We start from the raw sequence: 23771 nt of genomic DNA, 5'->3' as shown, positions 1-23771 counted from the left end.
TAGAAGATCGTAAGCGGCCCCGGCGAAATCGCTCCCGCCGGGTCCTCCTGACCGCCTCTCCGTCAGGCCGCGAATTTCAGAAGCTTGATCGCCTCGAAATTCTGCACCCCGCCGCCCACGCGCTTGGTGGTGTAGAACAGCACATAGGGTTTGGCCGAATAGGGATCGCGCAGGATGCGCACCCCCGTGCGGTCGACCACCAGATAGCCGCGGCGGAAATCGCCGAAGGCGAGCGACAGCGACCCCGCCGCGATATCCGGCATGTCCTCGGCCTCGACCACAGGAAAGCCCATCAGCGAGGCCTGCTGGCCCGCACCCGCCGGCGGCATCCACAGATAGTTGCCGTCGGCATCCTTGAACTTGCGGATCTGGCTCTGGGTCTTGCGGTTCATCACGAAGCGCCCGTTCTGCCGGTACCCGGCCTTGAGCGCATAGATCAGTTCCACCAGCCGGTCGGAGGGATCGGTGCCGAAGCCGCCCGCCGCACCGGTGGCGACAAAGCCGAGATTGCCCCAGCTCCAGGTCGCGTCCGTTACCGCGGTGTAGTCGAGGAAGCCGCGCGGCTTGTTGGCGCCGTCGCCGTTCACGAAGGCCGCGCCTTCCTGTTCGGCGAAGGCCGCTTCCACCTCGGCTGCGATCCAGCCCTCGATGTCGAGCGCCGCATCCTCGATCAGCGAGGCGGTGGCCGCCGGCATGGCGTAGAGCTCCATGGTCGGAAACTGCAGCTCGGTCAGCTGCGGCGTCGCCGTCTGCGGCCGGGCGTCGGTCTCGCCGACCCAGCCGGTCGCCATGCCATTGAGCGCGAATGGCTTCTTCAGCACCGCGCCCGAGACCTGCCGCACCGTCGCGATCGAGCGGATCGGCGAGAGTTCGGACAGCCTGCGGCCGATCTCGGTGTCGAGTTCGTCGGGCACCAGATAGCCGCCATTGGGGTCGGAGCCCGCCGCCATCGCCTTGAGTTCACCCTGGCGCAGGCCGGCCTCGTCGCCGCGGCGCACATAGGCATCGAAGGCCTGGCGCACCGGGCCCGGCGCACCGCCGCGGCCGAGATCGGGCCGCGCGCGCTTGACCATCAGCGCGTCGAGCGCGCGTTTCTGCTCGTCGAGCGCCGTATCGATGCGCGCCACCTTCTCCTCGGTGAGGATGTCGGCGGCGCCGCGCCGCTCGATCTCCGCGAGCCGCGTGTCGTTGCTTTCCCGGTAGCGCTCGAAGGCGGTCATGAAGTCCTCGAAGGCTGCGGAGACATCGGCGTCGATACCCTTGGTCTCGGGCGCGCGGCCGCTGCGTGTGCCGGCGTGCGGGTTGGAATGCTGGTTCATGGGTCGTCCTTTCCGTGACGTGATTTCGGAGGTGGAGGCGAGCAGCCGGCCGGTCAGCGCGCGCAGGCTCGTCTCCAGGCGTTCGAGATCCTCCGGCGCGGCATCCCGCCCGGCCGAAAGTGCGCCGTGGCCGCGGGCAATCAGCCCGCGCGCCTGGCGTCTGGTCAGCCCCGCATCCCGCGTGAGCCGGCGTTCGAGGTCGCGCACCGTCGGCGCGCGCGGCGTGTCCGGTGCGGCCTTGACCGCGGTCACACGCGCGCCCGGCTGCATCGGAAAGGTCACCACCGAGATTTCCCACAGATCGGCGCTCAGGATCCGGCGCACGCCGCTTTTCGCCTCGGTGCGGGCGCGCACGGTCTGGAAACCGATCGACAGTCCGTCGAGCGCACCGGATTTCATCAGCTCATGCACCTCCCGGGCGCGGGCCACGCCGAGCGCGAGCTTGCCCTCGACATGCAGGCCGCGCGCGTCCTCGCGGATCGTCAGCCAGCGGCCGATCGGCTGCTCGGGGTCGTGCTGGTAGAGCATGCGCACCTCACCCGCCCCGCGGCGCCTGAGCGAGGCCGCGAACGCGCCTGGCTCGATCACGTCGCGGCCGAGATCGACCGCGCCGAACAGGCTCGCATAGCCCGAGAAACGGCCGTCGCCGCTCACATCCTCAAGCGCCAGATCGACGCGCTTGTGCTGCCGTCCCGGCAATGCCTTGGCGGTCATGGGGTGTCCTTTCCTAAAGTGACTTCGAAGTTGATGGGAGGCCGGCGGCCCGAAGCCCCTCCCCCTTGAGGGGGTCCGTAGGACGGGGAGCGGCGCGTGACGCGAGCCAGGTTGGGGTGGGGGTAAGCGCCCCACGCACTGATGCAGATGGTTAGATCGCTACCCCCACCGGCTCTGTCTCGGCTTCGCCGAGTCAATCGCCCGCCTCCCCTCAAGGGGGAGGCAGAGGTTCCGCGCTCGTCCTGCCGTGTCAAAGCGCGGGGAAATTCTAACCATCCCGCCCCCGCCCCGCCCGCGCGGCGATCCGGGCCAGCGCGCCGAGCGCCCACCAGGCGGAGAGGCTCGCCGCCGCCGAGCCCGAGAGCAGGATTTCGTCGGGCGACATCGCCTCGCTCACGCCCATCCAGCCGGCGAGCGCCGCCCCCGCCGGCGCGCCGAACACGAGGCCCGAGATCACCCCGGCGATCGCCCGGGCCACCGCCTCGCGCGCGCTTTTCGGCATCATGTAGACGAGCGAGACCAGCGCGCCCGCCACCGCGCCCGCGATCCGCACGGCGAGCCACGCCGGCTCCGGTTCCATGCCCTGCATCGTCCCACCTCCTTGACGCATTCGCCGCCCGGCTTGCCAATCTGATTCAACTGGCTCGGAATATGAGTCCGATTCACTCCGTAACACCTTGATATCCCACAGCTTCCCGTTTTTCTTCGTCGCTCAGGAAATCCGCAGCCCCGACCCGCGCCCACAACGCATCGCGCTCGGCGGCGAGCCCCGGCAACCGGTCGGCGTCGAAGTCGATCTTCAGCCCCGCGCCGTAGACCGGCCGCAGCCAGGCGGTCAGCGCCTGCGCCGTGCGCGCCACCAGCGGCAAGACGGTCAGGCGGCAGAAGGCGCGGTTGGCCTCCTGGTAATTGGCATAGGTCAGGTCGCCAGGGATGCCGAGCAGCATCGGCGGCACGCCGAGCGCGAGCGCAATGTCGCGCGCCGCCCCGTTGCGGGCCTCGATGAAATCCATGTCACGCGGCGTGAGCCCCATCGCCTTCCAGTCGAGCCCGCCCTCGAGCAGCAGCGGCCGCCCGGCGCGGCGCGCGCCCTGGTAGCCGTCCTCGAGTTCGGCCTTCAGCCGCTGATACTGCTCCGGCGTCAGGTTGCCGCCGTCCTTGGGCTGGTAGACCAGCGCGCCCGACGGCCGGGCGGAATTGTCGAGTAGCGCCTTGTTCCAGCCCATCGCCGCATTGTGCAGATCGAGCGCCATCAGCGCGGCTTCCAGCGGCGCGAAGCCCAGGTGATCGTCGAGCGGATGGAACAGCTTCAAATGCAAAAGCCCCGGCCCCTCCTCGGGCGTCACCGCGAAGCGCTGGCGCCGTCCGCCCGCCTGGTGCTCATAGGCGACCGGCCAGCCATCCGGCCCTTCGATCACCCGCATCCGGTCGGGCCTCAGGAGCTGCAGCCCCGCAAGCCGCCCGCCGGCATCGACCGGGTTCACCCAGGCGTTCCCCGCCAGCACCAGGTGGCCGTAGAGCGTTTCGAAAAAGCCGTCGCCGGCGCCGTTCGGGTCGGGCCGGTTGAGCAGGTCGATCACCGGGTGGCGCTCCTGTTCGCGCCCGCCGTCGAACACCAGCCAAGGCACCGAGGCGGCGGCTTCGGCGATCATCCGGGTCGCGCGGTGCGCCACCGGATTGCGCATGAAGCCCTCGCGCGCCAGCGCCTGGTAGCCGCGCCCGCTCCAGCGCGCATCGCCCTCGCCCGACAGCGCCGCGATCGCGCCGGGCAGCCAGGCTTTCGCGGCGGGCGGTTCGGGGCTGCGCGCGCGGGCGAAGGGAAGCCGAAATCTCATTGCCATGCTTTGGCCCTTTCCAAGCTCCGGAATCAAAAACCCCGCCGAGGCGACCCGGCGGGGTGTACACATGTCCAAATGTCTGCCGGTCACGCCGGCGCGGCTGCCGCTACTTGGCGGCGCTCACGAAATCCGCGGCGATCCGGAGTTCGCGGATCGGCCGCACCGCGTCGATCGAGCGCTGGTACAGCGGATCGGCCTTGTAGGCGGCGAGCGCCGCCTCGTCCTCGAACTCGCCATAGACCACGAAATCGACCGGCGCCGAGATGGCGTCATGATTGAGATTGCGCCCGATCTCGAAGAACCGCGCATGCGGCGTGGCGGCGAGCATCTTCAGCCCCTCCTCCACGCGGTTGCGATCCTCCCCATCCTTGACGCTGAAAAACACGATATGGCGAATCATGCGGGGTCCTTTCAGTCTTGAGTGCGTGATCCTGATTCACCCTTCGCCGCCGAATGGCAACAGGCGAAGCGCATCTCCCTCACAAATGCCGCACCCGGTCACGCCCGCGCCAGCGCGAGCCAGGTCCAGGTCACGCCCACCGCCCAGTTCTGCGGCTGGATCGAGCCCTTATCCACCCGCCGCGCGAGTGCCAGGCCACCCGCCTGTGCCACGGCGAGCAGAGCCTCGACATCGACCGGCCAGCCCGGGCGGTCCGCCGGCGCAGGCCCGTGCCGCAGGGCGGCGATCGCCAGCCCGCCGGGCGCGGTCAGCTCCGCCATGCGCATCAACGCACGGCCTTGCGCATCTGCGTCGAGGTGATGCAGCACGCCATTGGCAAGCACCAGGCCAAATCCTCGGGTCCCCAACCGCTCGAGGGCCGGCAGCCGGTCGTCGACCCAGTCGATCGCGCAGTCGGGATGCAGCCGCTGCCCGGCGCGCCTCAGCTCCGCCACCGGCTCGACCGCGGTCACCTGATGCCCGCGCCCCGCGAGCCAGGCCGCATCGCGCCCGGTCGCGGCCCCGAGATCGAGCACCGTTGCAGGCATCCCCGGCAGGAAATCGAGGACCGGCGCATAGATCCGCTCCGGGTCGAGCCCGTCGGAGCGCGCGATCCAGTCCGCGCCCGCCGCCGCATAGCCTTCGAGCACCCGCTCGGCCCGCGCGCCGCTGTCCGTGTCCATGCCTGTCCTTTCGCCGCTCTTGCCTCCGCAACCCTGTCCGATTCCGCGCCCCCTCACAAATGCCGCACCTGCGGCTCGCCGCGCGGGCCCTGCATCAGTTCCGTGAGCGCCCAGACCAGCGCGTCGAGCCGGTCGGGCGAGCGGCCGGAGGACAACCCGTCCGGTCCGAAATCGCACATCTGGTCTTCGAGCGCCGCGAAATGGCCGGCATGCACCACCCGGCCCTGTTCATAGAGTGCTGCCACCGGTTCGGCGCGCAGCCACTTGCCGCGCGCGGCGCGCACGGTGCGGACCGGCAGCGACGGCTCGACGGTCCTCAGCACGCTCGCCACCATGTCGCCGCCCTGGTTGATCTCGGCCACCACGCAGTCGGCATCGAAGCGCCGGTAGAGCCGCGCCACGGCCCCGGCCCAGCCGCTCGGGCTCGCGCCCTCGACCGAGCCGTCAGCCAGCACCACCGCGCGTCCCTCCGCATCGAGCCCGGCGGCAACGATGCCGCAGCAGGAATATTTGGCCTCCCCGGAAGCGGGCGGGTCGACGGCGACGACGATGCGCCCAAGCGGCCCGTGCGCGCGCACCTGAATAGCCTCGATCTGCTCGCGCCGCCACAGCCCGTCCTCGCGGTCGGCGATCAGTTCGCCGTCGAGTTCCTGGCGCCCGAGCCGGGTGCCGCCATAGCGGGCGCGGACCTGGTCCAAAAACCCCGCCGCCAGATGCGCCGCATTGTCCTCGGTGCGAATCCGCGTCACCCGCGTGCCCGCGTCCTTGACCAGCGCCAGCATCAGCGGCGTCGCCCGCGGCGTCGTTGTCACCAGTTGCCTGGGCGCGGTGCCGAGCCGCAGCGCGAACTGCAGCATGTCCCAGGTCTCGCGCGCATGACGCCATTTGCCGAGCTCGTCGCACCAGGCGAGGTCGAATTGCGGCCCGCGCAGGCTTTCGGGGTCTTCGGACGAAAACATCTGCGCCACCGCACCCGAGGGCCAGACCAGCCGCCGCCGCGTCGCCTCGAAGCTCGGCCGGTCTTCCCGCGCCACCCCTAGAATGCCCGACACCCCGTCGATCATCACCTCGCGCGCGTCGCCGAACGTCTCCGCCACCAGCGCGATGCGGCCGTCGCGGCCGAGCCCCGGCATGTCGCCGGAAGCAAGCGCCTGCACCCATTCGGCGCCCGCGCGGGTCTTTCCGGATCCACGTCCGCCCATCAACAACCAGGTGCGCCAATCGCCCTCGGGCGGCAATTGTTCCGGCCGCGCCAGAAGCCGCCAGTCCCGCGCATGCGCGGCGAGCCACCGGTCATCGAGCGCCCCGACATGGGCGGCAACCAGACCGCCGGCGTCACCCGCAGCTTCGCCCTCGACGTCGCCCGGCCCCGCTCCTTTCAGCACCGCCCCGGCCAGCGCCGCCCCGGCAGCCTCTTCGAACTCAGATGCATCCGTCAGCACCCGCGCCCCGCGCACCAGCGCCGGCGCCGCCACGGCCCGGCAGGCCGAGGTCGGCGCCCACCGCACGCCAAACGGCGCCGGCCGCGCCCAAACCCCGGCGGCCAGCGCCAAAGCCATCGACCGCACGATCATGCCCGATCCTTTCCGCCGCCTGTTTTGTATCTGCCGGTGTTCTGGCCCAACCATGGTCCGTCCCGGCCAGCCCTGGATGCCGGATCAAGTCCGGCATGACGGATGCAGAGGCATCCGCGTCAAACACGCTCGTCGATACGTGGCGCGTCCCTGAGGCCGCTGTCGCCGCAACGGCACCCCTCATTCTCCGTCACTCCGGCGCCTCTCGATCTCAGGCACCCCGGCACTTCTCGATCTCCGGCACCCCGGCACCTCTCGATGTCCGTCACCCCGCCGACTTTCAATTCCCGTCACCCCGGACTTGATCCGGGGTCCACCGCCACACCCTCCGAATTGGCCGTCGCGCGGCCACTACCACGCCATCCGAATTGGCGGCCCACGCCACCGGGCGCGCCGTCACGCCGGCCGCCTCAAGGTCAAAGGGCCGGGCACCCGTCGTTCCGCCCTGGATGCCGGATCAAGTCCGGCATGACGGGTGCAGAGGCATCCGCGTCAAACACGCTCGTCGATACGCGACGCTTCCCTGAGGCCGCTGTCGCCGCAACGGCACCCCTCATTCTCCGGCACCACGGCACCCCTCATTCTCCGTCACTCCGGCGCCTCTCGATCTCCGGCACCCCGGCACCTCTCGATGTCCGGCACCCCGGCACCCCTCAATGTCCGTCACCCCGCCGACTTTCAATTTCCGTCACCCCGGACTTGATCCGGGGTCCACCGCCACACCCTCCGAAATGGCCGTCGCGCGGCCACTACCGCGCCATCCGAATTGACGGCCCACGCCACCGGGCGTGCCGTCACGCCGGCCGCCTCAAGGTCAAAGGGCCGGGCACCCGTCACGCCCTGGATGCCGGATCAAGTCCGGCATGACGGGTGCAGAGGCATCGGCGTCAAACACGCTCGTCGATACGCGACGCGTCCCTGAGGCCGCTGTCGCCGCAACGACACCCCTCATTCTCCGTCACTCCGGCGCCTCTCGATCTCCGGCGCCTCTCGATCTCCGGCACCCCGGCACCTCTCGATGTCCGTCACCCCGCCGACTTTCAATTTCCGTCACCCCGACAGCTCTCAATATCCGTCACCCCGGACTTGATCCGGGGTCCACCGCCACACCCTCCGAATTGGCCGTCGCGCGGCCACTACCGCGCCCTCCGAATTGGCCGCCGCGCCGCCACGGGGCGCACCGCCAATCCGACTGCCTCAAGGTCAAAGGGCCGGGCACCCGTCGTTCCGCCCTGGATGCCGGACCAAGTCCGGCATGACGGATGCAGAGGCATCCGCGTCAAACACGCTCATCGATACGTGACGCGTCCCTGAGGCCGCTGTCGCCGCAACGGCACCCCTCATTCTCCGTCACTCCGGCACCCCTCATTCTCCGTCACTCGGGCGCCTCTCGATCTCCGACACCCCGGCACTTCTCGATGTCCGTCACCCCGCCGACTTTCAATTTCCGTCACCCCGGACTTGATCCGGGGTCCACCGCCACCCCCTCCGAATTGGCCGTCGTGCGACCAGCGCCGCGCCGTCCCTCAGAACATCCGCCCTCGCGATCACTCCACCGGCGCATCCTCATCCGGGGCGTGCTCCGCCGCGGCCAGGCGTTCGGCAGCGAGCCGTTCGGCGGCGGCGAGGATCAGATGACGCACGGTGCGGCGCATCTCGGCGCGTTCGTCGGCGCTGAGCGTGCGGGCGGTCTCGCCGGCGCGGTCCGCCGCGATCTGGTGTTCCATCTGGTCGATCTTTTCGAGCGTGCGGGCGATCAGCGCCACCTGATCGACCGCCGCCTTGCCCTCGGCGCCGTCGATGCCAAGCCGCGCCGCCTCGCGGTCGAGCACGGCGCGCATCTGCCTGAGCATCCGCATGGTGCTGTCGGAGCCGGCGCCACCCGCCGCGCCTGCCGGCCCCGCGGCCTCGGTGTCCGCGGCCTCGGGGTTCGGGCTCTCCCGCTCCCCGCCCTCGGGCGCAAGGCCCTCCGCATGGTCCGTCGCCGCCTCGGGGGCCGCCGGTTCCCCACAAGCCGCCGCGCATGACCCGCCCGCGAGCCGAGTGCCAGCCACCCGGTGCTGCTTGTGTTCGATCGGCTCGAGCGCGAGCAGCTGGTCGACCAGCCAGTCGATCAGCTCGGCCTCGCGCGCCATCGCCTCCGGCCCCCACGGGCCCGCCGGCGCAGGCACACCCGCCCGCCCGTCCGCCTCAAAGCTTCCGGTCATCGCACCCTCGCATCCGTCGAAAAATCCACCCGCAGGCCAACAAAAAAGCGCCCGCGATGATGCGCGGACGCCAGCCGGAGGTGTTCAATGTCCAAATCACCGCGCCCCGAAGGCGCACCACTGTGACGATGGCATAACCCTACCAAACCACCGTCACGTTGTCAAGGATTATTTTCCTATTTTTTTGAAAGCAGCGTTCGCACTGCGCCCTGACGCCCGATCCGCGGCGTATCCCCAGCACCTTCACGCAGACACGGATGCCCTGTCTTTCCAGACACTTGCTCCGGTTTCCCGCCAAACAGAGTCCGCCGTCCCAGGCACAAGGAAGGCCCACAAAAAAGACCGCCGGAGATGTCTCTCTGGCGGCCAAGGTGTGCTTCTGCCTGAGTGGAAGAAGGGGTGGAGGAAGATGGGAGGCTAGGCGATGGCGACGATCCCGAGCACGGCCAGCAGGAACAGCACCAGCACGATGCCGATCAGCAGCTTGGCACCGGTCATGGCGGCGCCCGACAGGCGGCCGAAGCCGAGAAGGCCTGCAACGGCCGCGACGATAAGCAGTATCAGGATCCATTGGATCATCGGGAGAGCCTCCTTTTGAACATCGCGAGCAAAACGCCCGTGCGCCGGAATGGTTCCGTCCAAGGTCGAAAAAAGGCTTGCGCCGAACGCTCGATATCAGGCCGGGCGGACATGATGCGGGCCGATCCGGCTCCACACGGCACGAGCATGCCCATGGCGCGGCCCTGCGCCAGGTCCCCCGCCGGGTCGTCCTTGGTCCCGGGTTCGGACCGGACCTCGCGGTTGCCCGCCGGGTCAGAGCTCCGTTCCAATCGGAGACCTGCCGGGCCGCGATGGGCACGCTTTATCCAGCGCTGTCGCGTTGATCCCTGTGACGCTCGCCCTGATGGCCGGGCCGATGCCGCCGCGAACCGAAACTCACGGCTCCTCGCCGGGCCAGTCCACCAGATAGTCCTCGAACTCCTCGACCGGGATGCCCACTTCGCTCACCGTCCGCCCCCGCACCGACACGCCGGCCTCGTGCACGGTCTCCGGGTCGCCCGAAACCAGCGGATGCCACCAGTAGAGATCGGCGCCCTCCGCCACCAGCCGGTAGCCGCAGGTGGGCGGCAGCCAGGGGATGGTCTCGACCTGTTCCGGGGTCAGACCGATGCAGTCGGGCACGGTGGCCTGGCGGTTGGCATAGTCGGTGCAGCGGCAGCTCTCGCCGTCGAGCAGGCGGCAGGCAATCCGGGTCCAGGCGATCTCGCCCGTGTCCCAGTCTTCGAGCTTGTTCAGGCAGCAGCGGCCGCAGCCGTCGCACAGGCTTTCCCATTCGCGCGCGGTCATCTCGTCGAGCCGCTTGGTGATCCAGAAGGGTTTGGCGCCCATGGCTGTCGTCCTTGTTTTTTGCACTGCGGCGGGCCTGCCCGGGCTCGCGCGACTTGTCCTTTGACTGAAAATCGTCCAAAAGCATAGGCCACAGGGGCGAAAACCGTGGTGACGCCACACCACCATCTCAACACATGGACGGCGCGCCCGCCCGCAATGGATCGAGACCCGTGCAAGACCCGTTCAATCAGGAGAAGCGGCCGCGCAAGCGGTCCAACATTCTGCTCCGCATCGATTCGTGGATCGACTCCACGATCTGGAATGCGGGCTTTCGTGCCGGCGAAACCTGGGAGGAGATTACCATCTTCTTCCGCCGCTTCCGCACGCGCGGCGTCTGGAAGGCGGTGTTCGAGGTGCTCGGCGAGGGCATGAACGCCGGCACTGCCGGCATGGTGCTGCTTCTGGCGCTGGCGCTGCCGGCATTCGAGGAAACCTCCGGCAACTGGCAGGCACGCGACGACTTCGCCGTCACCTTCCTCGACCGCTACGGCAACGAGATCGGCCATCGCGGCATCATCCACGAGGATTCGGTGCCCGTCGACCAGTTGCCCGACCACTTCGTCAAAGCGGTGCTGGCGACCGAGGACCGCCGCTTCTTCGACCATTTCGGCATCGATTTCCTGGGCCTGGCGCGCGCCATGACCGAGAACGTCAAGGCCAATTCCGTGGTCCAGGGCGGCTCGACCATCACCCAGCAGCTCGCCAAGAACCTGTTCCTGACCAATGAGCGCACCATCGAGCGCAAGATCAAGGAGGCGTTCCTCGCCTTCTGGCTCGAGGCCAACCTGCCCAAGAAGGAAATCCTCAGGCTCTATCTCGACCGCGCCTATATGGGCGGCGGCACGTTCGGCGCCGCAGCCGCCGCGCAGTTCTATTTCGGCAAGGACATCACCGAGGTCTCGATCGCGGAAGCGGCGATGCTCGCCGGCCTGTTCAAGGCCCCGGCCCGCTATGCCCCACATATCAACCTGCCGGCCGCCCGCGCCCGCGCCAACGAGGTCCTGTCCAACCTGGTGCAGGGCAACCTGATGACCGAGGGCCAGGTGATCGGCGCGCGCCGCAATCCCGCAAGCGTGATCGACCGCGGCGACCACGACGCGCCCGACTATTTCCTCGACTGGGCTTTCGACGAGGTCAAGCGCATCGCCGCCGGCTTCAAGCAGCATTCGCTGATCGTGCGCACCACCATCGATCCCGGCATGCAGGAGGCCGCGGACGCCGCGGTCGAGACCAGCCTCAGGCAGGACGGCAAGCGCTACCGGGCGAGCCAGGCGGCGATGGTTCTGATCGAGAACGGCGGCGCCGTGCGCGCCATGGTCGGCGGCCGCGACTACGGCGAAAGCCAGTTCAACCGCGCCACCCGTGCGCTGCGCCAGCCCGGCTCCTCGTTCAAGGTCTACACCTATTCGCTGGCCATGGAAAAAGGCATGACGCCCGACAGCCCGATCGTCGACGCGCCGATCCATTGGGGCAACTGGAACCCGCGCAACTATTCCGGCGGCTATTCCGGCCGCATCGACATCAAGACCGCGCTGGCGCGCTCGATCAACACCATCCCCGTGCGTCTCGCCAAGGAGAAGCTCGGCGAGGATCCGATCGGCCAGATCATGGCGATGGCCAAGAAATTCGGCGTCGAGACCCCGATCCGCCGCGACGTGACCATCCCGATCGGCACCTCGGAAGTCACCGTGCTCGACCAGGCCACCGCCTATGCGGTGTTCCCCGCCGGCGGCTACCAGTCGCGCCGGCACGGCATCACCCAGATCGTCAATTATGCCGGCGACGTGCTCTACGATTTCGACCGCGACGAGCCGCCCGCCGAGCGGGTGCTGTCGGAAGAGGCCGGCAACTACATGAACCAGATGCTGACCCGCGTGCCCTATGTCGGCACCGCGCGCCGCGCCGCCGTCGATGGCGTGCTCACCGGCGGCAAGACCGGCACCACCCAGGCCTATCGCGACGCCTGGTTCTGCGGCTTCACCGGCAATTTCACCGCCGCCGTCTGGTTCGGCAATGACGACTACACCTCGTCGAACCGCATGACCGGCGGCTCGCTGCCGGCGGCAACCTTCAAGCGGGTGATGGACTATGCCCACCAGGGCATCGAACTCAGGGCCATTCCCGGCGTCGAAAATCCGCTGCCGGAGCCGAAGGCGGGGCCGCTGGTGGCAAGTGCCGCCACCGATGCGAACGGCAATGCGCTGCCGCAACTGCAGCGTCCGCGCAGCCTCAATCGCGAGACCACCACTGTCCTGCGCGGGCTCGCCGAACGCTTCGAGCGCGCCAGGCCGCTCGGCGCGGCCGGCCGCCTTGCCGCCGCCGAAACGCCCGAGGGATCATCCGCCGGCATTGTTCCCATCACCGTCGAACAGTGATATGGCATGACCCGATTTTGGGGTCCCGTTTCGGGACAGGGCGATGCGGCATGCGGCAAGCGCACGGACCGGCGGGGAGCGCAGATGAGACCAGGGACAACAGGCCGCGTCAGGCCGGGCGCGTCGATGCCGGCTCTGTCCCCCATCCAGCGCCGGCCTTTCCCGCGCCGCGGCCATCCGCATCCGGCCCCCGCCGGCGCGCCCGTCGCCGGCACGCCCGTCGTCGGTCGGCTTTCCCCGGCCCGTTTTGCGCCCCTGTCTTGACGAAGGACTAGCCCGCCCGTGTTGCGTTTGCCTGCCCTGGTTCTGCTCACGCTGGCGATCGCCTTTGGCGGCGGCACGTGGTCGGCTGCGCGGATGCTGAAAGCCACCTCCGGCTTCGGCTCGATCGACCTCGGGGCCTGGAGCGCCTATCCCAACCTGCAGACCTCCGCCGCCGATCCGTTCGCGCGGGCGCACCGGGCGGGCGACGGCCGCATCCTGCTCGGCCGCGCCGAGGGCCTGGTGTTCACCGCCCGCACCGACGAGGACGGCTTCCTGCTGTCGGGGCGCTGCGCCTACGAGATATCCGGCGCCACGCCGCCGGCGCGGTTCTGGACGCTGCGGATTGCCGATGCCGGCGGCGCGCCGGTGCAGTCGCCGCCCTCCTATCCCGACAGCCTCAATTCCTGGACCACGCTGCGCCGCACCGACGGCACGTTCAGCATCCGGGTCAACGCCGCGCCCGAGCCCGGCAACTGGATCCGGCTCGACACGTCCTCCGCCGTCACCTTCGTGCTGACCATGGTCGACACGCCCACCGCCGCCTCCGCCTCGATGGTCGATCTCGACATGCCGAAGATCAGCCGGATCGGGTGCCGCGATGCGTAGCGTGCTGCTGGCAACCGCGATCGGGCTCGTCGGGGCGGCGATCATCCACATCATCATCGTCCTGGCGCTGCCGATGTGGACCGGCAAGGATGCCTGGACGCGGGTGCGGGAAATGGGCGCGCCGAACGTGTTCTATGCGCTCGCCAACGAACCCAACCCGACCGGCCTGTTCAACGACGACGCCAATATCCACACCGCCGTCTGCCATTTCGACATAACCGAGGCGCCGGTCAGGATCATCGCCACCGGCGACGTGCCGATCTGGACCGTCGCGGCCTATGACACCGCCTCCAACGAGACCTTTTCGATGAATGACCGCTCCTCGATCGGGGAGAATGTCGACATCGCCTTCGTCACGCCGGCGCAGATGCTGCAGCTGCGCCGCGCCATGCCGGCCTCGCTCGAGCGCGCTGTGCTGGTGGAGCTGCAGCGCGAGCAAGGCTATGTGGCGCTGCGCGCGGTGGCGCCGCTGCCGAGCCAGGAGCCCGCAGCGCGCGCGTTTCTCGCAGGCGCCCTCTGCGCGCCCCTGAAACTCGACCCCGCCTGAGAACCGCAGTCCGGGACCGGGCAAGCCCCTCGCCCCCTCCCCGCGCCGGCAATCGATGTTGGGGGCTGCGTTTCCGCACGGACGCCCTCTCGCTCCGCCCCTCCTCCAATTGAACCGACCCGACCGGACCCGCGCGGCCCCGGCCCCGGTCCTTCGCAGGCGCGTATCCCGGTTTGATTTCAATCAAGGATGTTTCTTGTATTTCTCCTTATATTCGGATTATTCTATATGAATGGGCCGAGAGGCCCGGCAACGGGAGGACTGCAACATGAAGAAGGCGAACATCGTTGTGCTCGGCGCGGGCCTGGGCGGCGTGTCCATGGTCTACGACCTCAAGGCGGAACTGGGCAGCAGCCAGCAGGTCACGCTCGTGAGCAAGACCCCGAGCTTCCACTTCACGCCCTCCAACCCCTGGGTGGGCGTGGGCTGGCGCACGGAGAAGGACATCACCGTCGAGCTCGCGCCGCTGATGCGCAAGCACGGCATCGACTTCGTCCTGGGCGCGGCGAAGAAGCTGCGTCCGGAGGACAACCGCATCGAGCTCGAGGACGGGCGCCTCGTCGATTACGATTATCTGGTGATCGCGACGGGGCCGGAGCTCGCCTTCGACGAGATCGAAGGCTTTGGCCCCGAAGGCCACACCCAGTCGGTCTGCACGCTCGCCCATGCGGAGCAGGCCAATACCGCCTTCGAGGCCTTCTGCGCCGATCCCGGCCCGATCGTCGTCGGCGCCGCGCAAGGGGCCTCCTGCTACGGCCCGGCCTACGAATATCTGATGATCCTGGAAAAGGAGCTGCGCACGCGCAAACTGCGCGACCGGGTGCCGATGACCTTCGTCACCGCCGAACCCTATATCGGCCATCTCGGGCTCGGCGGCGTCGGCGACACCAAGGGCATGCTCGAGCACGAACTGCGCGATCGCAGCGTGCGCTGGATCACCAACGCCATGGTCGACAGGGTCGAACCGGGCACGATGCATATCCGCGAGCTCAACGACGACGGCAGCGAGAAGAAGGCCCACAGCCTCGATTTCAAATATGCCATGCTGCTGCCCGCGTTCCGCGGCATCGCGGCCCTGCGCGGCATCGAGGGGCTCGTCAATCCGCGCGGCTTCGTCATCGTCGACAAGCACCAGCGCAATCCGAAATACCCCAACATCTTCGGCATCGGCGTGGCGATCGCCATTCCGCCGCTGGAACAGACCCCGGTGCCGACCGGCGTGCCGAAGACCGGCTACATGATCGAGAGCATGGTGCTTGCCACCGCGCGCAACATCAAGACGCTCATTCTCGGCGGGGAGCCGACCGAACAGGCGACCTGGAACGCCTTCTGCCTGGCCGATTTCGGCGACCGCGGCGTGGCGTTCCTCGCGCAACCGCAGAACCCGCCGCGCAACGTCAACTGGGCCGGCGAAGGCATGTGGGTGCATCTCGCCAAGGTCGCCTTCGAGAAATACTTCCTGCGCAAGGTGCGCAAGGGCATCACCGAAACCTATTACGAAAACGCCATCATGAAGATGCTGGCGATGCACAAGCTGAAATCATGAAAATGCCGGCGTCCGCGCCGGCAGCACTACGCCCGAATGCCCGCCCCCGGACCGCGGGCGGCGCCGTCCCCAACAGCGCCGCCCGCACCCCCGGTCATCGGCTCTTGGCATTGCGGCGCTTGGCGCGGCCCGGCTTCTGCGGGACCCCGTCATCGAACATCGGCTCGGGATGGCGCGGCGGATGTCCGTCCGGATCGCGGCGGACCGGCGCGTCCGCCCGCTCCGGGTGTGGCGCGTAGCTCAGTTTCAGCGGCTCGCGGCGAATGCCGGTGAAGAAAAGGATCTGGGCCGTGGTCGTGCCCGCCTTGCTCCGGGACTGCATCGGAACCCGGCACCGCGCACGGTCAAAGGTCAGTATTGTCGCCATATTGGTCTCCAATGGTCTGGATGAAGAAATACGCTCGACAGTTGTCTCCTTCGTTGATTTCCATCAAGCCATGTCTTGGTTAACAGGTTGCTAACATAAACCCGACCCATTTGCCCCCCTGCTTTTAAGCCTGGTGCAGCGAGCCTTGGAAATACTGGCCGGAACCCAGGGGCCGACTGCGCCGCCGCGCTCGCCGTCCCCCCGTGGCACTGGCCTGCGCAAGGGCTTGACCCCGACCCGCATCCCGGCTTCGACGAAGCCCGGGAGCCCACCTGCAGTTGCGTCAGAAACCGGCACAACGCGCCCTCCAGGCACCGGGGCGCAGTCTCGCCTCCCTCCCCGCTGATCGCCGTTAAGTCCCTGAAAAGCCTGGCTTTGCGAAACCCGGGGAAAATGCTTAACGCTTTGCTAACGGTTTTGATCTAATTTGATCTACCTGTCCCGCTGCGTGTGAGTAAGGTGCCCTGTGTCCGACAATTTCCGCGACCTCGAACGGTCTGATCCGCATCGCCGCAAGGATGCGGTGCTGATGGCCGCGATCAGTGGCCTGGAATGTCTCGAGCACCCGTCGCGCCAGGATCTCGTGCGGTTTTCGCGCCTGTTCATGCCGCTCTATGCCGCCGCCAGCCCCGATGTGCGTCGCACTGCCTCGGCAACCCTGTCGCGGATCGCGCATGTGCCGGACGACGTGGTCGAGATGCTGGTCAACGAACCGATCGCGATTGCCGCCCCCTTCATCGCCCATTACCCGCGACTCAAGGAAAGCACGCTGGCGCGCGCCGTGCTGCGCCGGGGTGCGCCGCATGCCCGCGCCGCCGCCCGCCGCTCCGACCTCTCGCCGCAGGCGATCATGACGCTCCGGCGCCTCAATGATCCCTCGGTGGACGGGCTCCTGATCCTGCGCGGGCTGATCCCCGATCCGTCGCTGGCCCCCGGCGCCGCGCCGGCGCCCGAAGTCGCGCCAGCGCCTGCCATTCCGGCCCCGTCGGCGCCCCCGGCCGATCACGGCCGCCCCTCCGGCCGCCCGGTGGTCGCCGCCCCGCCGCTCGACCCGAGCGAACAATTGCGGGCCGAGTTGCGCGCCCTTGCGGTGCGCAAGGCCGGCCGCACCGACCCCGTGCGCCGCGGCGCAGCTGCGGCGTCCGATGACGCCGACGCGCCCGCAACCCCGGCGCTGCGGCGTCCCGCCCGGCTTCCCGTCCCGACCGTGGGCATGCGCGCGCCGGCGCAGCCGCTCAACCGGCCGACGAGCACGCGCGCGAAGAAGGGAGCGATACCCGCGTCCCGGTCCGCGCCCCTGCCCGACCCCAGGATCGACCGGCTCACGCGCCACGCCCGGCCGAACCAGGAAAGCTGGTTTGCCACCGCCCTTGCCGATGCGATGGATGCGAGCTACCCGCTCGCCGAGCGCATCATGATGGATCTTTCGGGCCGCCAGCTCGCCACCGCGATGATCGCGCTCGGCGCGCCGGTCGCCACCATCAACGCGGCGCTGGAAAGCTTCTTTCCGCATCTGGCCGAGCCCGCGGCGCCAAAAACGCTCGCCGCGGAACTGGTTGCCGGGCTCGATCCGGAACTCTGCCTTGTCCGGCTGCAAGCCTGGCAGCGCGCCGACCGCTACACCACCGGCGGCAGCCTCCACGTCCCGGCGCTCGCCGAAGGCAAGCCGGTTCGCCGCGACCCGGTCCAGACCCGGCCGCGGCAGGACGCAGGCAAGGACGCTGGGAAGGACTCTGGCAGGGACTCTGGCAAGGCCGCGCGCAAGCACGGCTGACGGCCGCGCGGCGCCTTCGCCCGGCACCGTTTCCGCCAGGTGATTCGCAGCACAACCGCGATGCCGGCCCCGGGTTTTCTGACATTCCTGTTGAAACCTCCTGTATTTTACGGCTCAGCACAGGTTGTTTAACGTAAAACAACCTGTGCGGACGGGTTGCGCCAAAAGAATTAGAACTATCTAATCCGCATTCACGTTCGCTGTTCGACGCGCCCGGATCCGGGTGCGTCCAGCAGCACATCACAGGGAGAGGACGTGAACCGAAACCTGTACAGAGGCCCGGCGGCAATCGGCATCGGATCTGTCTGCGTGATGATCGGCCTGACCGTCATCAGCCTTTGGTGGTTGCGGCTCGAACAGGTGGCCCAGAAGGCGCCGGTCATCCTGGCGATGCAGTTCAACACCGCGCTGTGCCTGGTGATGCTGGGGCTGAGCTTCATCCTGGCGGCCTATGGCAAGACGCTCCTTGTCTACGCGCTCACTGCGGCCACCGCCCTGGTGGCGGCGCTTTCGCTCTACCAGGATCTCAGCGGTGCCACGGTCGGCGTCGATACCTTGTTCAACACCCCGTTCGTGGCCGTCGGCACGCGCGCGCCCGGCCGGATGGCGCCCAACACGGCGCTGTGCTTCCTGCTCTCGGCCATCGGCATCGCCCTTCCCCGGATCAGATATGCGAGCCAGGCGCGGCTTGCCCTCGGTTTCATCGTCCTCGGCATAGCAACCGTGGCCCTCCTCGGCTATGCCGTGCAGATCGACCGGGCGCATGATTGGTTCGGCCCCGCACGGATGTCGCCGCATACCAGCTTCGGCTTCCTGCTTCTGGGCGGCGGCCTGATCTATCTGGGGGCCGGGCGCAGCGCCAACCATGTCCGGCTCACGATTGCCGGTGCGGCTATCCTCGCCTATCTCGCGGTTCTCGCCCTCACCTATCTCGAATTCCGTGCCCAGGAAATGCGCCTCGCACTCTATCCCGGCGAGGGACAGCAGACGCTTCATACCCTGTCCACGCTGATCCTGGTCTCCGGCCTGATCTATCTCAGCCTCGCCGGCTATGCGTTCTGGTATTCGCAGCGCTACCGCCGGTCGGCGGCCGCGCTGGCCGCGAGCAAGGCGGAACTCGCAGGCATCATCGACAACGCTGTCGATGGCATCGTCTCAATCGATACCGGCGGCACGATCCTGTCCGTCAACCCGGCCTGCGAGAAGATGTTCGGATACCGCCGCGACGAGATGATCGGGCGCAATGTCAAGATGCTGATGCCCCGGCACTACAGCGATCATCACGACAGCTACATCGCCAATTACCATCGCACCGGCGAGGCCAAGATCATCGGCATCGGCCGCGAGATGGAAGGGCTGCGCAAGGACGGTTCGGTGTTTCCCCTCGACCTCGCGGTCGCACGCATCTCGCTTGCGAACGGCGTGTTCTACAGCGGCATCGTGCGGGACATTTCCGTGCGCAAGCGCGCCGAGGCCCAACTGCTGGAGGCCAATGGAGAGCTTGAGGAATTCGCCTATCGCACGTCGCATGACCTGCGCTCGCCGATCGCCTCGTCGCTCGGCCTGGTGCGGATTGCCCGGGACCTCCTGGAAAAGGACGACCATGACATGCTGTCGGCCACGCTGCGCCGGCTCGAGACCAACAGCGAGCGGCTGGAGGCGCTGATCCAGAACATCATCGCCGTCACCCGCAGCCGGCTTCTGGTGGAAGACCCGGTGCGATTGTCGGTGGACGCGGTGATCGCCGAGACCAGGGATGGGCTGTCGCATCTCGAAGGCTTTTCCGAGGTCCGGATCGAATGCGACATCGAGCCCGGCTTGTGGCTTGTCTGCAAGCCGGTCAAGTTCCGCATGATCATCGCCAGCCTCCTGTCGAACGCCATCAAGTACCGCGATCCCGACGAAGCGGAGCCAAGGCTGCTGATTTCCACGCGCCACCACTCCGGCACCGTCCGCATCGCCTTCATCGACAACGGCCTCGGGATTCCCCCGGAGGCGCGGCCGATGGTGTTCGGCATGTTCAGGCGGTTTCACCCCGACAGGGCATTCGGAAGCGGGTTGGGACTGTATATACTGAAGAAAAGCACGGAAGCGCTGAACGGGACCGTGACCTACGAAGCGCTTGAGAAGGGCAGCAGCTTTGCTGTCGAATTGCCTCAGGGAGAGACCGATGCCGATGCGAAACATCCTGGTCGTTGACGACGACGACGCAGACCAGTTCATCTGCGAATACACGATCCGCAAATACGATCCGTCGATCGAGACGACGGCCGCTTTCAACGGCCGCGAAGCGCTCGAGATCCTGTCCAGGAAGACGCCCGACGCGATCATTCTCGACATCAACATGCCGATCATGAACGGCTTCGAATTCCTCGACCGCTACGCCGCCGATTTCGACCATCATGTGCCGGTGGTGGCGATGCTGACGAGTTCGTTGCTCGACCAGGACCGCAAACGCGCCGCCGAGTATTATTTCGTCAGGAACTACTTCGAAAAGCCATTGACGATGGAGCATCTCGACCTGATGCGGAAGGTGCTCGAAGGCTGAGCCTTGCGGGCCATGCGCCAACTGTCCTCACAAAAGGCCCTCCAAGGATCTGGAATTTCACATCTTTTTGCAGGCCCACGGCGCGGCGGGGCTACGGATGCGCTAGCCTTCCGCGAGGTCGAGATAGTCTTCCGGCCGGTCGGTTTCGATTTCGACCACCCAGATATCGGGGTCGAAGCGCCTTTCACGGGCCAGGACTTCGCTGATCTCGGCCTCCGGCACGCGGGTCTTGCGCATCTCGAACAGGCGCATGACCGGATGATCGTCCTCGAAGACGGACTGCGGCGCCGGGGCCGCGAGGCTCTCGGTGCCGTCGCGATGGCGCACGCGGACGAAGATCGCGCCGGCTTCCGCCGCACCGCGGCGCTCGATGGCGGCCATTGCCCCCTCGGCGAACAGGCGGCGGGTGAGCGCCGCCACGAAAACCTCGGCCTTGAGCCTCACGTCGCGCTCACAGGGCGCCGATCTCGATCAGCTTGTCGAGCACGGTCTGGTTCGGCTCGCCGGTGACCGGCAGGCGATAGTGCTTCTCGAAGGCGCCGATGGCCGCGCGCGTTTCGGCGCCGGCGACCCCGTCGACGGCAATGTCGGCATAGGCGATGTTGGAAAGGCCCGCCTGGATGCGCCGCACCAGTTCGTTGGGTCTGGGGACATCGACGGCGGGCACCGCCATGGGCGGGGTGGTGTCGCCGGCCGTGGCGCTCGCCGGCGTGGCGCGCGGACGCGGCGCGGGCGCCGGCACGTCTTTCAGGCCCGCGAGGCTGACCGGCGGCTCGCTGCGCCGGGCGGGCGCGGCTGCGGCCGGCGCCGGCGTCTTGGCCGCACTTTCAATCAGGTCGCCGATCGTCGGCCGCGTGTCCATCACCTTGAGCAAGGCCGGCGTCGGCTCGCCGGTTTCGACATAACCATTGGCCTTTTCCCAGGCGCGGATCGCGGCCGCGGATTTCGGCCCCATCAGGCCGTCGATGCCTCCGCTGTAAAGCCCCTGCGCGCTCAGGATCGTCTGGATCCGGCTCAGCACCGGATCGGCGGCCGGGCGCGGGGCGCTCGCGGCGGGCGGCGTTCCCTGGTCGACCACCGGAACCGGGATCGAGGCGGTCGGGGTCTCGTCGCTGCGTTCGATCCGGAACGTGGTGACGGTGCGCGCGGGCACGCCGTCTGCAAGCGGAAGCGCAGCTCCCGGCGTGCTGCGGGCGGGCTGGTCGGCGCGCGCGGTGGGGGTGGCGGGCTCGGCGATCTCGCGCGTCTTCAGGATCGGCGCGGGGTGCTGGCCGGGCTGGTGCCACAGGGCATTGGCCGCCACGAACCCGAAGATGACGCTGAAGGCCACGCCACCGCCGGCAAGCGAAGGATGGCGGGAGACAATCTCGCCCAGCGCGCGCAGGATCGCGCGACCGGGGCCGGGTTCGTCCGCAAACACATCAGGCGCTGAGTGCTGTCTCGGCATTGTTTTCAATCCTTGAGTCCAGGTCTTTTCGGGCCGGCCGCGGAAGCACCGGCGGGAAGGTGATGGCGGCGACATCCCCCGGCTCCGGCGGCGCATGATTGGCGCCCGATCCGTCGGCGGGAAGCTCGACGCTGACGACCGTGCCCTCGCCTTCCGTGCTGGTGATGCTGAAGCTGCCGCCGTGCAGGTGCACCAGGCCCTTGACCAGCGACAGGCCGAGCCCGGTCCCTTCGTAATTGCGCGCAAGCCCGTTCTGCGCCTGGACGAAGGGTTCGCCGATCGTCGCCAGCTTCTCCAAGGGAATGCCGATGCCGGTGTCGCTGACGGTGAGCTTGAAACGGCCGTTCTCAACCGCGGCGTCGACATTGACCACGCCGCCGGCGTCCGTGAACTTGATGGCGTTGCCGACCAGGTTGATCAGGATCTGGTGCATGGCGCGGCGATCGGCGACGATCTCGCCCACGCCCCGGGCCAGCCGGCGGGTGAGCGTCACGCCGCGGGTCGAAGCCTGCAGCCGCAGCATCGCGTCGCAACTGTCGATCACCTCGCCCACCGCGAAGGGTTCGACGAAGACCTCGTAGCGGCCCGAATCGATCTTCGACATGTCGAGCATGGTGTTGACCAGCGAGAGCAGATGTTCGCCCGACTGGTGGATCAGCTGGACATATTCGCGCTGTCGCTCGTTGGCGAAGCCGCCGAAATACTCGCCCGCGAGGATGTCGGAAAAGCCGATGATGGCATTGAGCGGGGTGCGCAGCTCGTGGCTGACGGCGGCCAGGAACCGGGTCTTGGCGGCATTGGCGGTCTCCGCCTCCTCGACCACCGCATCGGCATGCTGCCGGCCGGCGATTTCGGCGGACATGTCCCGGGTCTGCGCGAGCACGCCGGTGAGCGCGCCGTCGCCGCTGCGCTCGGCGATCAACGACACGGCGGCATGGAGGAATTGCGTGCCCGTGCCGATGCTGTCAAAGCGGATCTCGACCTGGCGGCGGGCCTCGCCGCGGCGCAGCGCATCGAGCGCGTCGACAAAGGCAATCCGGTCGGCCACGTGAATGCGGCTGACGAAGCCCTTGCCCGACAGGTCACCGATGCGCGCGGCAAAGTCGGCCCGGTCGGCGCCGGCGATCTTGAGCACCTCGCCGCGGGCGTCATGACGGGTGTAGAGCCCCGGCAGCAGATCGAGAAGATCCGGCGCGGCCGATGCGGCCACAGGTTCCGCGGGAACAACAGGGGTCACGACGGGGGTCGTCACCTCGACGCTCAACGACAGGCCGCGCATCAGCGCATAGAGCGCAAGCGACAGCCCGGCGGCGATCAGCCCGCCTTCGGGCGCCGGATACGCAGGAAACAAAGATGGCGCCAGCGCGACGCCCGCGAGCGCAAGCAGCGCGGCCGCAACCCCTTCGGCAAGACCTTCCGGGCGCCGGCTCCGCACCGCGGCCTCAAGCGGGAGCAGCGCCAGAAGCGGCAGGAAAGGCGAGGCAAGGCCACCGCTCGCCAGCGCCAGCGCGCCCAGCGCAACGGCCACGGCGAAAAGTGCGAGACGGCCCGCCTGCCGCGGCGAACCGCCGGAGGCGATCACGCCGGCAAGCGCCAGCGGCAGCGCGGCGGCGGCAAGCGCACCGGCAATGGCATGCGACCAGGCAAAGGCAGTCAGCAGCACGGGACCCGCGAGCAGCGGCGCCAGCAGCACGCCGGACAGGCAGGCGGACATCGCGCTCACCCGCGCCGCGTGGCAGCCGGCGGCCTCGGCCTGCGCCGCAGCCGGATCGCCCAGCCAGGACTCGGCCGTCTGCCTTCCGGCAAGCCTCATTTTGTCGATAAATGCACTCACATCAGTCACTGCCGAATCCAGACACGCCGCAGTCTTTTGGTTGAACCGAGTCTGCCAGTGGCGACTTAAGGAAAGGATAAGCCGGGGGCCGGAGCAGGTCCGAAACCGGTCGAATCCGCCCCTGCGGCAGGGCCGGGCGCCGGGCTTTGGCGAACATGGTTAACCAGTGCTTTCCCGCCCCGCAGGCAGGGCCCGGCCTGCCGCCGCACACCCGCAAATCCGCCGATTCCGCCGCGCCGCAGGTCCCGCGACAGGCGGGCGAACCGGGGGGCGGGCCGTCTGGCCGCCCGGGCAAATCCG

Annotated in this window: 20 protein-coding genes and 1 pseudogene; 7 read left to right on the top strand and 14 right to left on the bottom strand. The window is 68.3% G+C overall.

Annotated features, from left to right (window positions below; all coding sequences use genetic code 11):
- Window positions 1-62 precede the first annotated feature (62 nt).
- From AWJ14_RS22930 to AWJ14_RS20260, 10 genes and pseudogenes are all read right to left on the bottom strand, one after another.
- Entirely contained in the window at window positions 63-1319 is a 1257-nt protein-coding gene (locus tag AWJ14_RS22930) for a phage major capsid protein (protein ID WP_066184185.1), read from the bottom strand.
- A gap of 243 nt (window positions 1320-1562) precedes the next feature.
- Window positions 1563-2033: pseudogene (locus AWJ14_RS22925) on the bottom strand (HK97 family phage prohead protease); the annotation flags it as partial.
- Window positions 2034-2301: 268 nt separating this feature from the next.
- Window positions 2302-2622 (bottom strand): DUF6107 family protein, encoded by a 321-nt coding sequence (locus AWJ14_RS20300; protein WP_066183859.1) that lies wholly within the window; start codon window positions 2620-2622, stop codon window positions 2302-2304.
- Window positions 2623-2695: 73 nt separating this feature from the next.
- On the bottom strand, window positions 2696-3874 hold the full coding sequence (locus tag AWJ14_RS20295; protein WP_066183856.1) for a phage portal protein: 1179 nt from the start codon (window positions 3872-3874) through the stop codon (window positions 2696-2698).
- Between the two features lie 103 nt (window positions 3875-3977).
- The gene (locus AWJ14_RS20290) at window positions 3978-4271 is read right to left on the bottom strand and encodes a Dabb family protein (RefSeq protein WP_066183853.1); all 294 of its coding nucleotides are present in this window, start codon (window positions 4269-4271) and stop codon (window positions 3978-3980) included.
- 98 nt (window positions 4272-4369) lie between these two features.
- The gene (locus AWJ14_RS20285; RefSeq protein WP_066183850.1) at window positions 4370-4993 is read right to left on the bottom strand and encodes a class I SAM-dependent methyltransferase; all 624 of its coding nucleotides are present in this window, start codon (window positions 4991-4993) and stop codon (window positions 4370-4372) included.
- 53 nt (window positions 4994-5046) lie between these two features.
- Window positions 5047-6567, bottom strand: a complete 1521-nt coding sequence (locus AWJ14_RS20280) for a DNA-packaging protein (protein WP_245304391.1) — start codon at window positions 6565-6567, stop codon at window positions 5047-5049.
- 1547 nt (window positions 6568-8114) lie between these two features.
- Window positions 8115-8774: a hypothetical protein gene (locus AWJ14_RS20275; protein WP_139112724.1), complete on the bottom strand. Its 660-nt coding sequence runs from the start codon at window positions 8772-8774 to the stop codon at window positions 8115-8117.
- A 417-nt stretch (window positions 8775-9191) separates the two neighbouring features.
- The gene (locus tag AWJ14_RS20270; RefSeq protein ID WP_066183845.1) at window positions 9192-9353 is read right to left on the bottom strand and encodes a DUF1328 domain-containing protein; all 162 of its coding nucleotides are present in this window, start codon (window positions 9351-9353) and stop codon (window positions 9192-9194) included.
- 357 nt (window positions 9354-9710) lie between these two features.
- A complete protein-coding gene (locus tag AWJ14_RS20260; RefSeq protein WP_066183840.1) occupies window positions 9711-10163 on the bottom strand; it encodes a YcgN family cysteine cluster protein in 453 nt (150 codons plus the stop codon).
- A gap of 134 nt (window positions 10164-10297) precedes the next feature.
- Here AWJ14_RS20260 and AWJ14_RS20255 point away from each other — a divergent pair, with 134 nt between their 5' ends.
- The 4 genes from AWJ14_RS20255 to AWJ14_RS20240 all read left to right on the top strand — a co-directional run bounded on the left by AWJ14_RS20255 (window position 10298) and on the right by AWJ14_RS20240 (window position 15501).
- Complete coding sequence (locus AWJ14_RS20255; RefSeq protein WP_066183837.1) at window positions 10298-12538, top strand: transglycosylase domain-containing protein; 2241 nt, start codon at window positions 10298-10300, stop codon at window positions 12536-12538.
- 282 nt (window positions 12539-12820) lie between these two features.
- Entirely contained in the window at window positions 12821-13408 is a 588-nt protein-coding gene (locus AWJ14_RS20250; RefSeq protein WP_066183835.1) for a DUF1214 domain-containing protein, read from the top strand.
- Window positions 13401-13955, top strand: a complete 555-nt coding sequence (locus tag AWJ14_RS20245; RefSeq protein WP_066183832.1) for a DUF1254 domain-containing protein — start codon at window positions 13401-13403, stop codon at window positions 13953-13955. Before AWJ14_RS20250 ends, AWJ14_RS20245 begins: the two co-directional genes overlap by 8 nt.
- A gap of 268 nt (window positions 13956-14223) precedes the next feature.
- A complete protein-coding gene (locus AWJ14_RS20240; protein ID WP_066183830.1) occupies window positions 14224-15501 on the top strand; it encodes an NAD(P)/FAD-dependent oxidoreductase in 1278 nt (425 codons plus the stop codon).
- A gap of 94 nt (window positions 15502-15595) precedes the next feature.
- On the opposite strand, the gene AWJ14_RS20235 is transcribed toward AWJ14_RS20240, so the two are convergent.
- Window positions 15596-15868: a hypothetical protein gene (locus AWJ14_RS20235; RefSeq protein WP_139112723.1), complete on the bottom strand. Its 273-nt coding sequence runs from the start codon at window positions 15866-15868 to the stop codon at window positions 15596-15598.
- A gap of 529 nt (window positions 15869-16397) precedes the next feature.
- Here AWJ14_RS20235 and AWJ14_RS20230 point away from each other — a divergent pair.
- The 3 genes from AWJ14_RS20230 (at window position 16398) to AWJ14_RS20220 (ending at window position 20190) form a co-directional block, all read left to right on the top strand.
- Window positions 16398-17642 carry a hypothetical protein gene (locus AWJ14_RS20230; protein WP_139112722.1) on the top strand — a complete coding sequence of 415 codons (1245 nt, stop codon included), beginning with the start codon at window positions 16398-16400 and terminating at the stop codon, window positions 17640-17642.
- Window positions 17643-17897: 255 nt separating this feature from the next.
- Window positions 17898-19841 (top strand): sensor histidine kinase, encoded by a 1944-nt coding sequence (locus tag AWJ14_RS20225; protein WP_139112721.1) that lies wholly within the window; start codon window positions 17898-17900, stop codon window positions 19839-19841.
- Window positions 19813-20190: a response regulator gene (locus AWJ14_RS20220; protein WP_066183820.1), complete on the top strand. Its 378-nt coding sequence runs from the start codon at window positions 19813-19815 to the stop codon at window positions 20188-20190. The genes AWJ14_RS20225 and AWJ14_RS20220 overlap by 29 nt, the downstream gene beginning before the upstream one ends.
- Before the next feature lie 102 nt (window positions 20191-20292).
- On the opposite strand, the gene AWJ14_RS20215 is transcribed toward AWJ14_RS20220, so the two are convergent.
- The 3 genes from AWJ14_RS20215 to AWJ14_RS20205 are packed head-to-tail and all read right to left on the bottom strand — an operon-like array spanning window position 20293 to window position 23480.
- Window positions 20293-20634 carry a DUF1491 family protein gene (locus tag AWJ14_RS20215; protein WP_066183817.1) on the bottom strand — a complete coding sequence of 114 codons (342 nt, stop codon included), beginning with the start codon at window positions 20632-20634 and terminating at the stop codon, window positions 20293-20295.
- Between the two features lie 7 nt (window positions 20635-20641).
- Window positions 20642-21637 carry a peptidoglycan-binding domain-containing protein gene (locus tag AWJ14_RS20210; RefSeq protein WP_171904914.1) on the bottom strand — a complete coding sequence of 332 codons (996 nt, stop codon included), beginning with the start codon at window positions 21635-21637 and terminating at the stop codon, window positions 20642-20644.
- Window positions 21612-23480, bottom strand: a complete 1869-nt coding sequence (locus tag AWJ14_RS20205; protein ID WP_245304389.1) for a sensor histidine kinase — start codon at window positions 23478-23480, stop codon at window positions 21612-21614. Before AWJ14_RS20205 ends, AWJ14_RS20210 begins: the two co-directional genes overlap by 26 nt.
- Window positions 23481-23771 lie beyond the last annotated feature (291 nt).

The organism is Parahoeflea olei (genome assembly GCF_001703635.1).
GTDB lineage: Bacteria > Pseudomonadota > Alphaproteobacteria > Rhizobiales > Rhizobiaceae > Hoeflea > Hoeflea olei.
The sequence above is the reverse complement of the archived record's forward strand: the minus strand, read 5'-3'. Positions and strand labels throughout refer to the sequence as shown.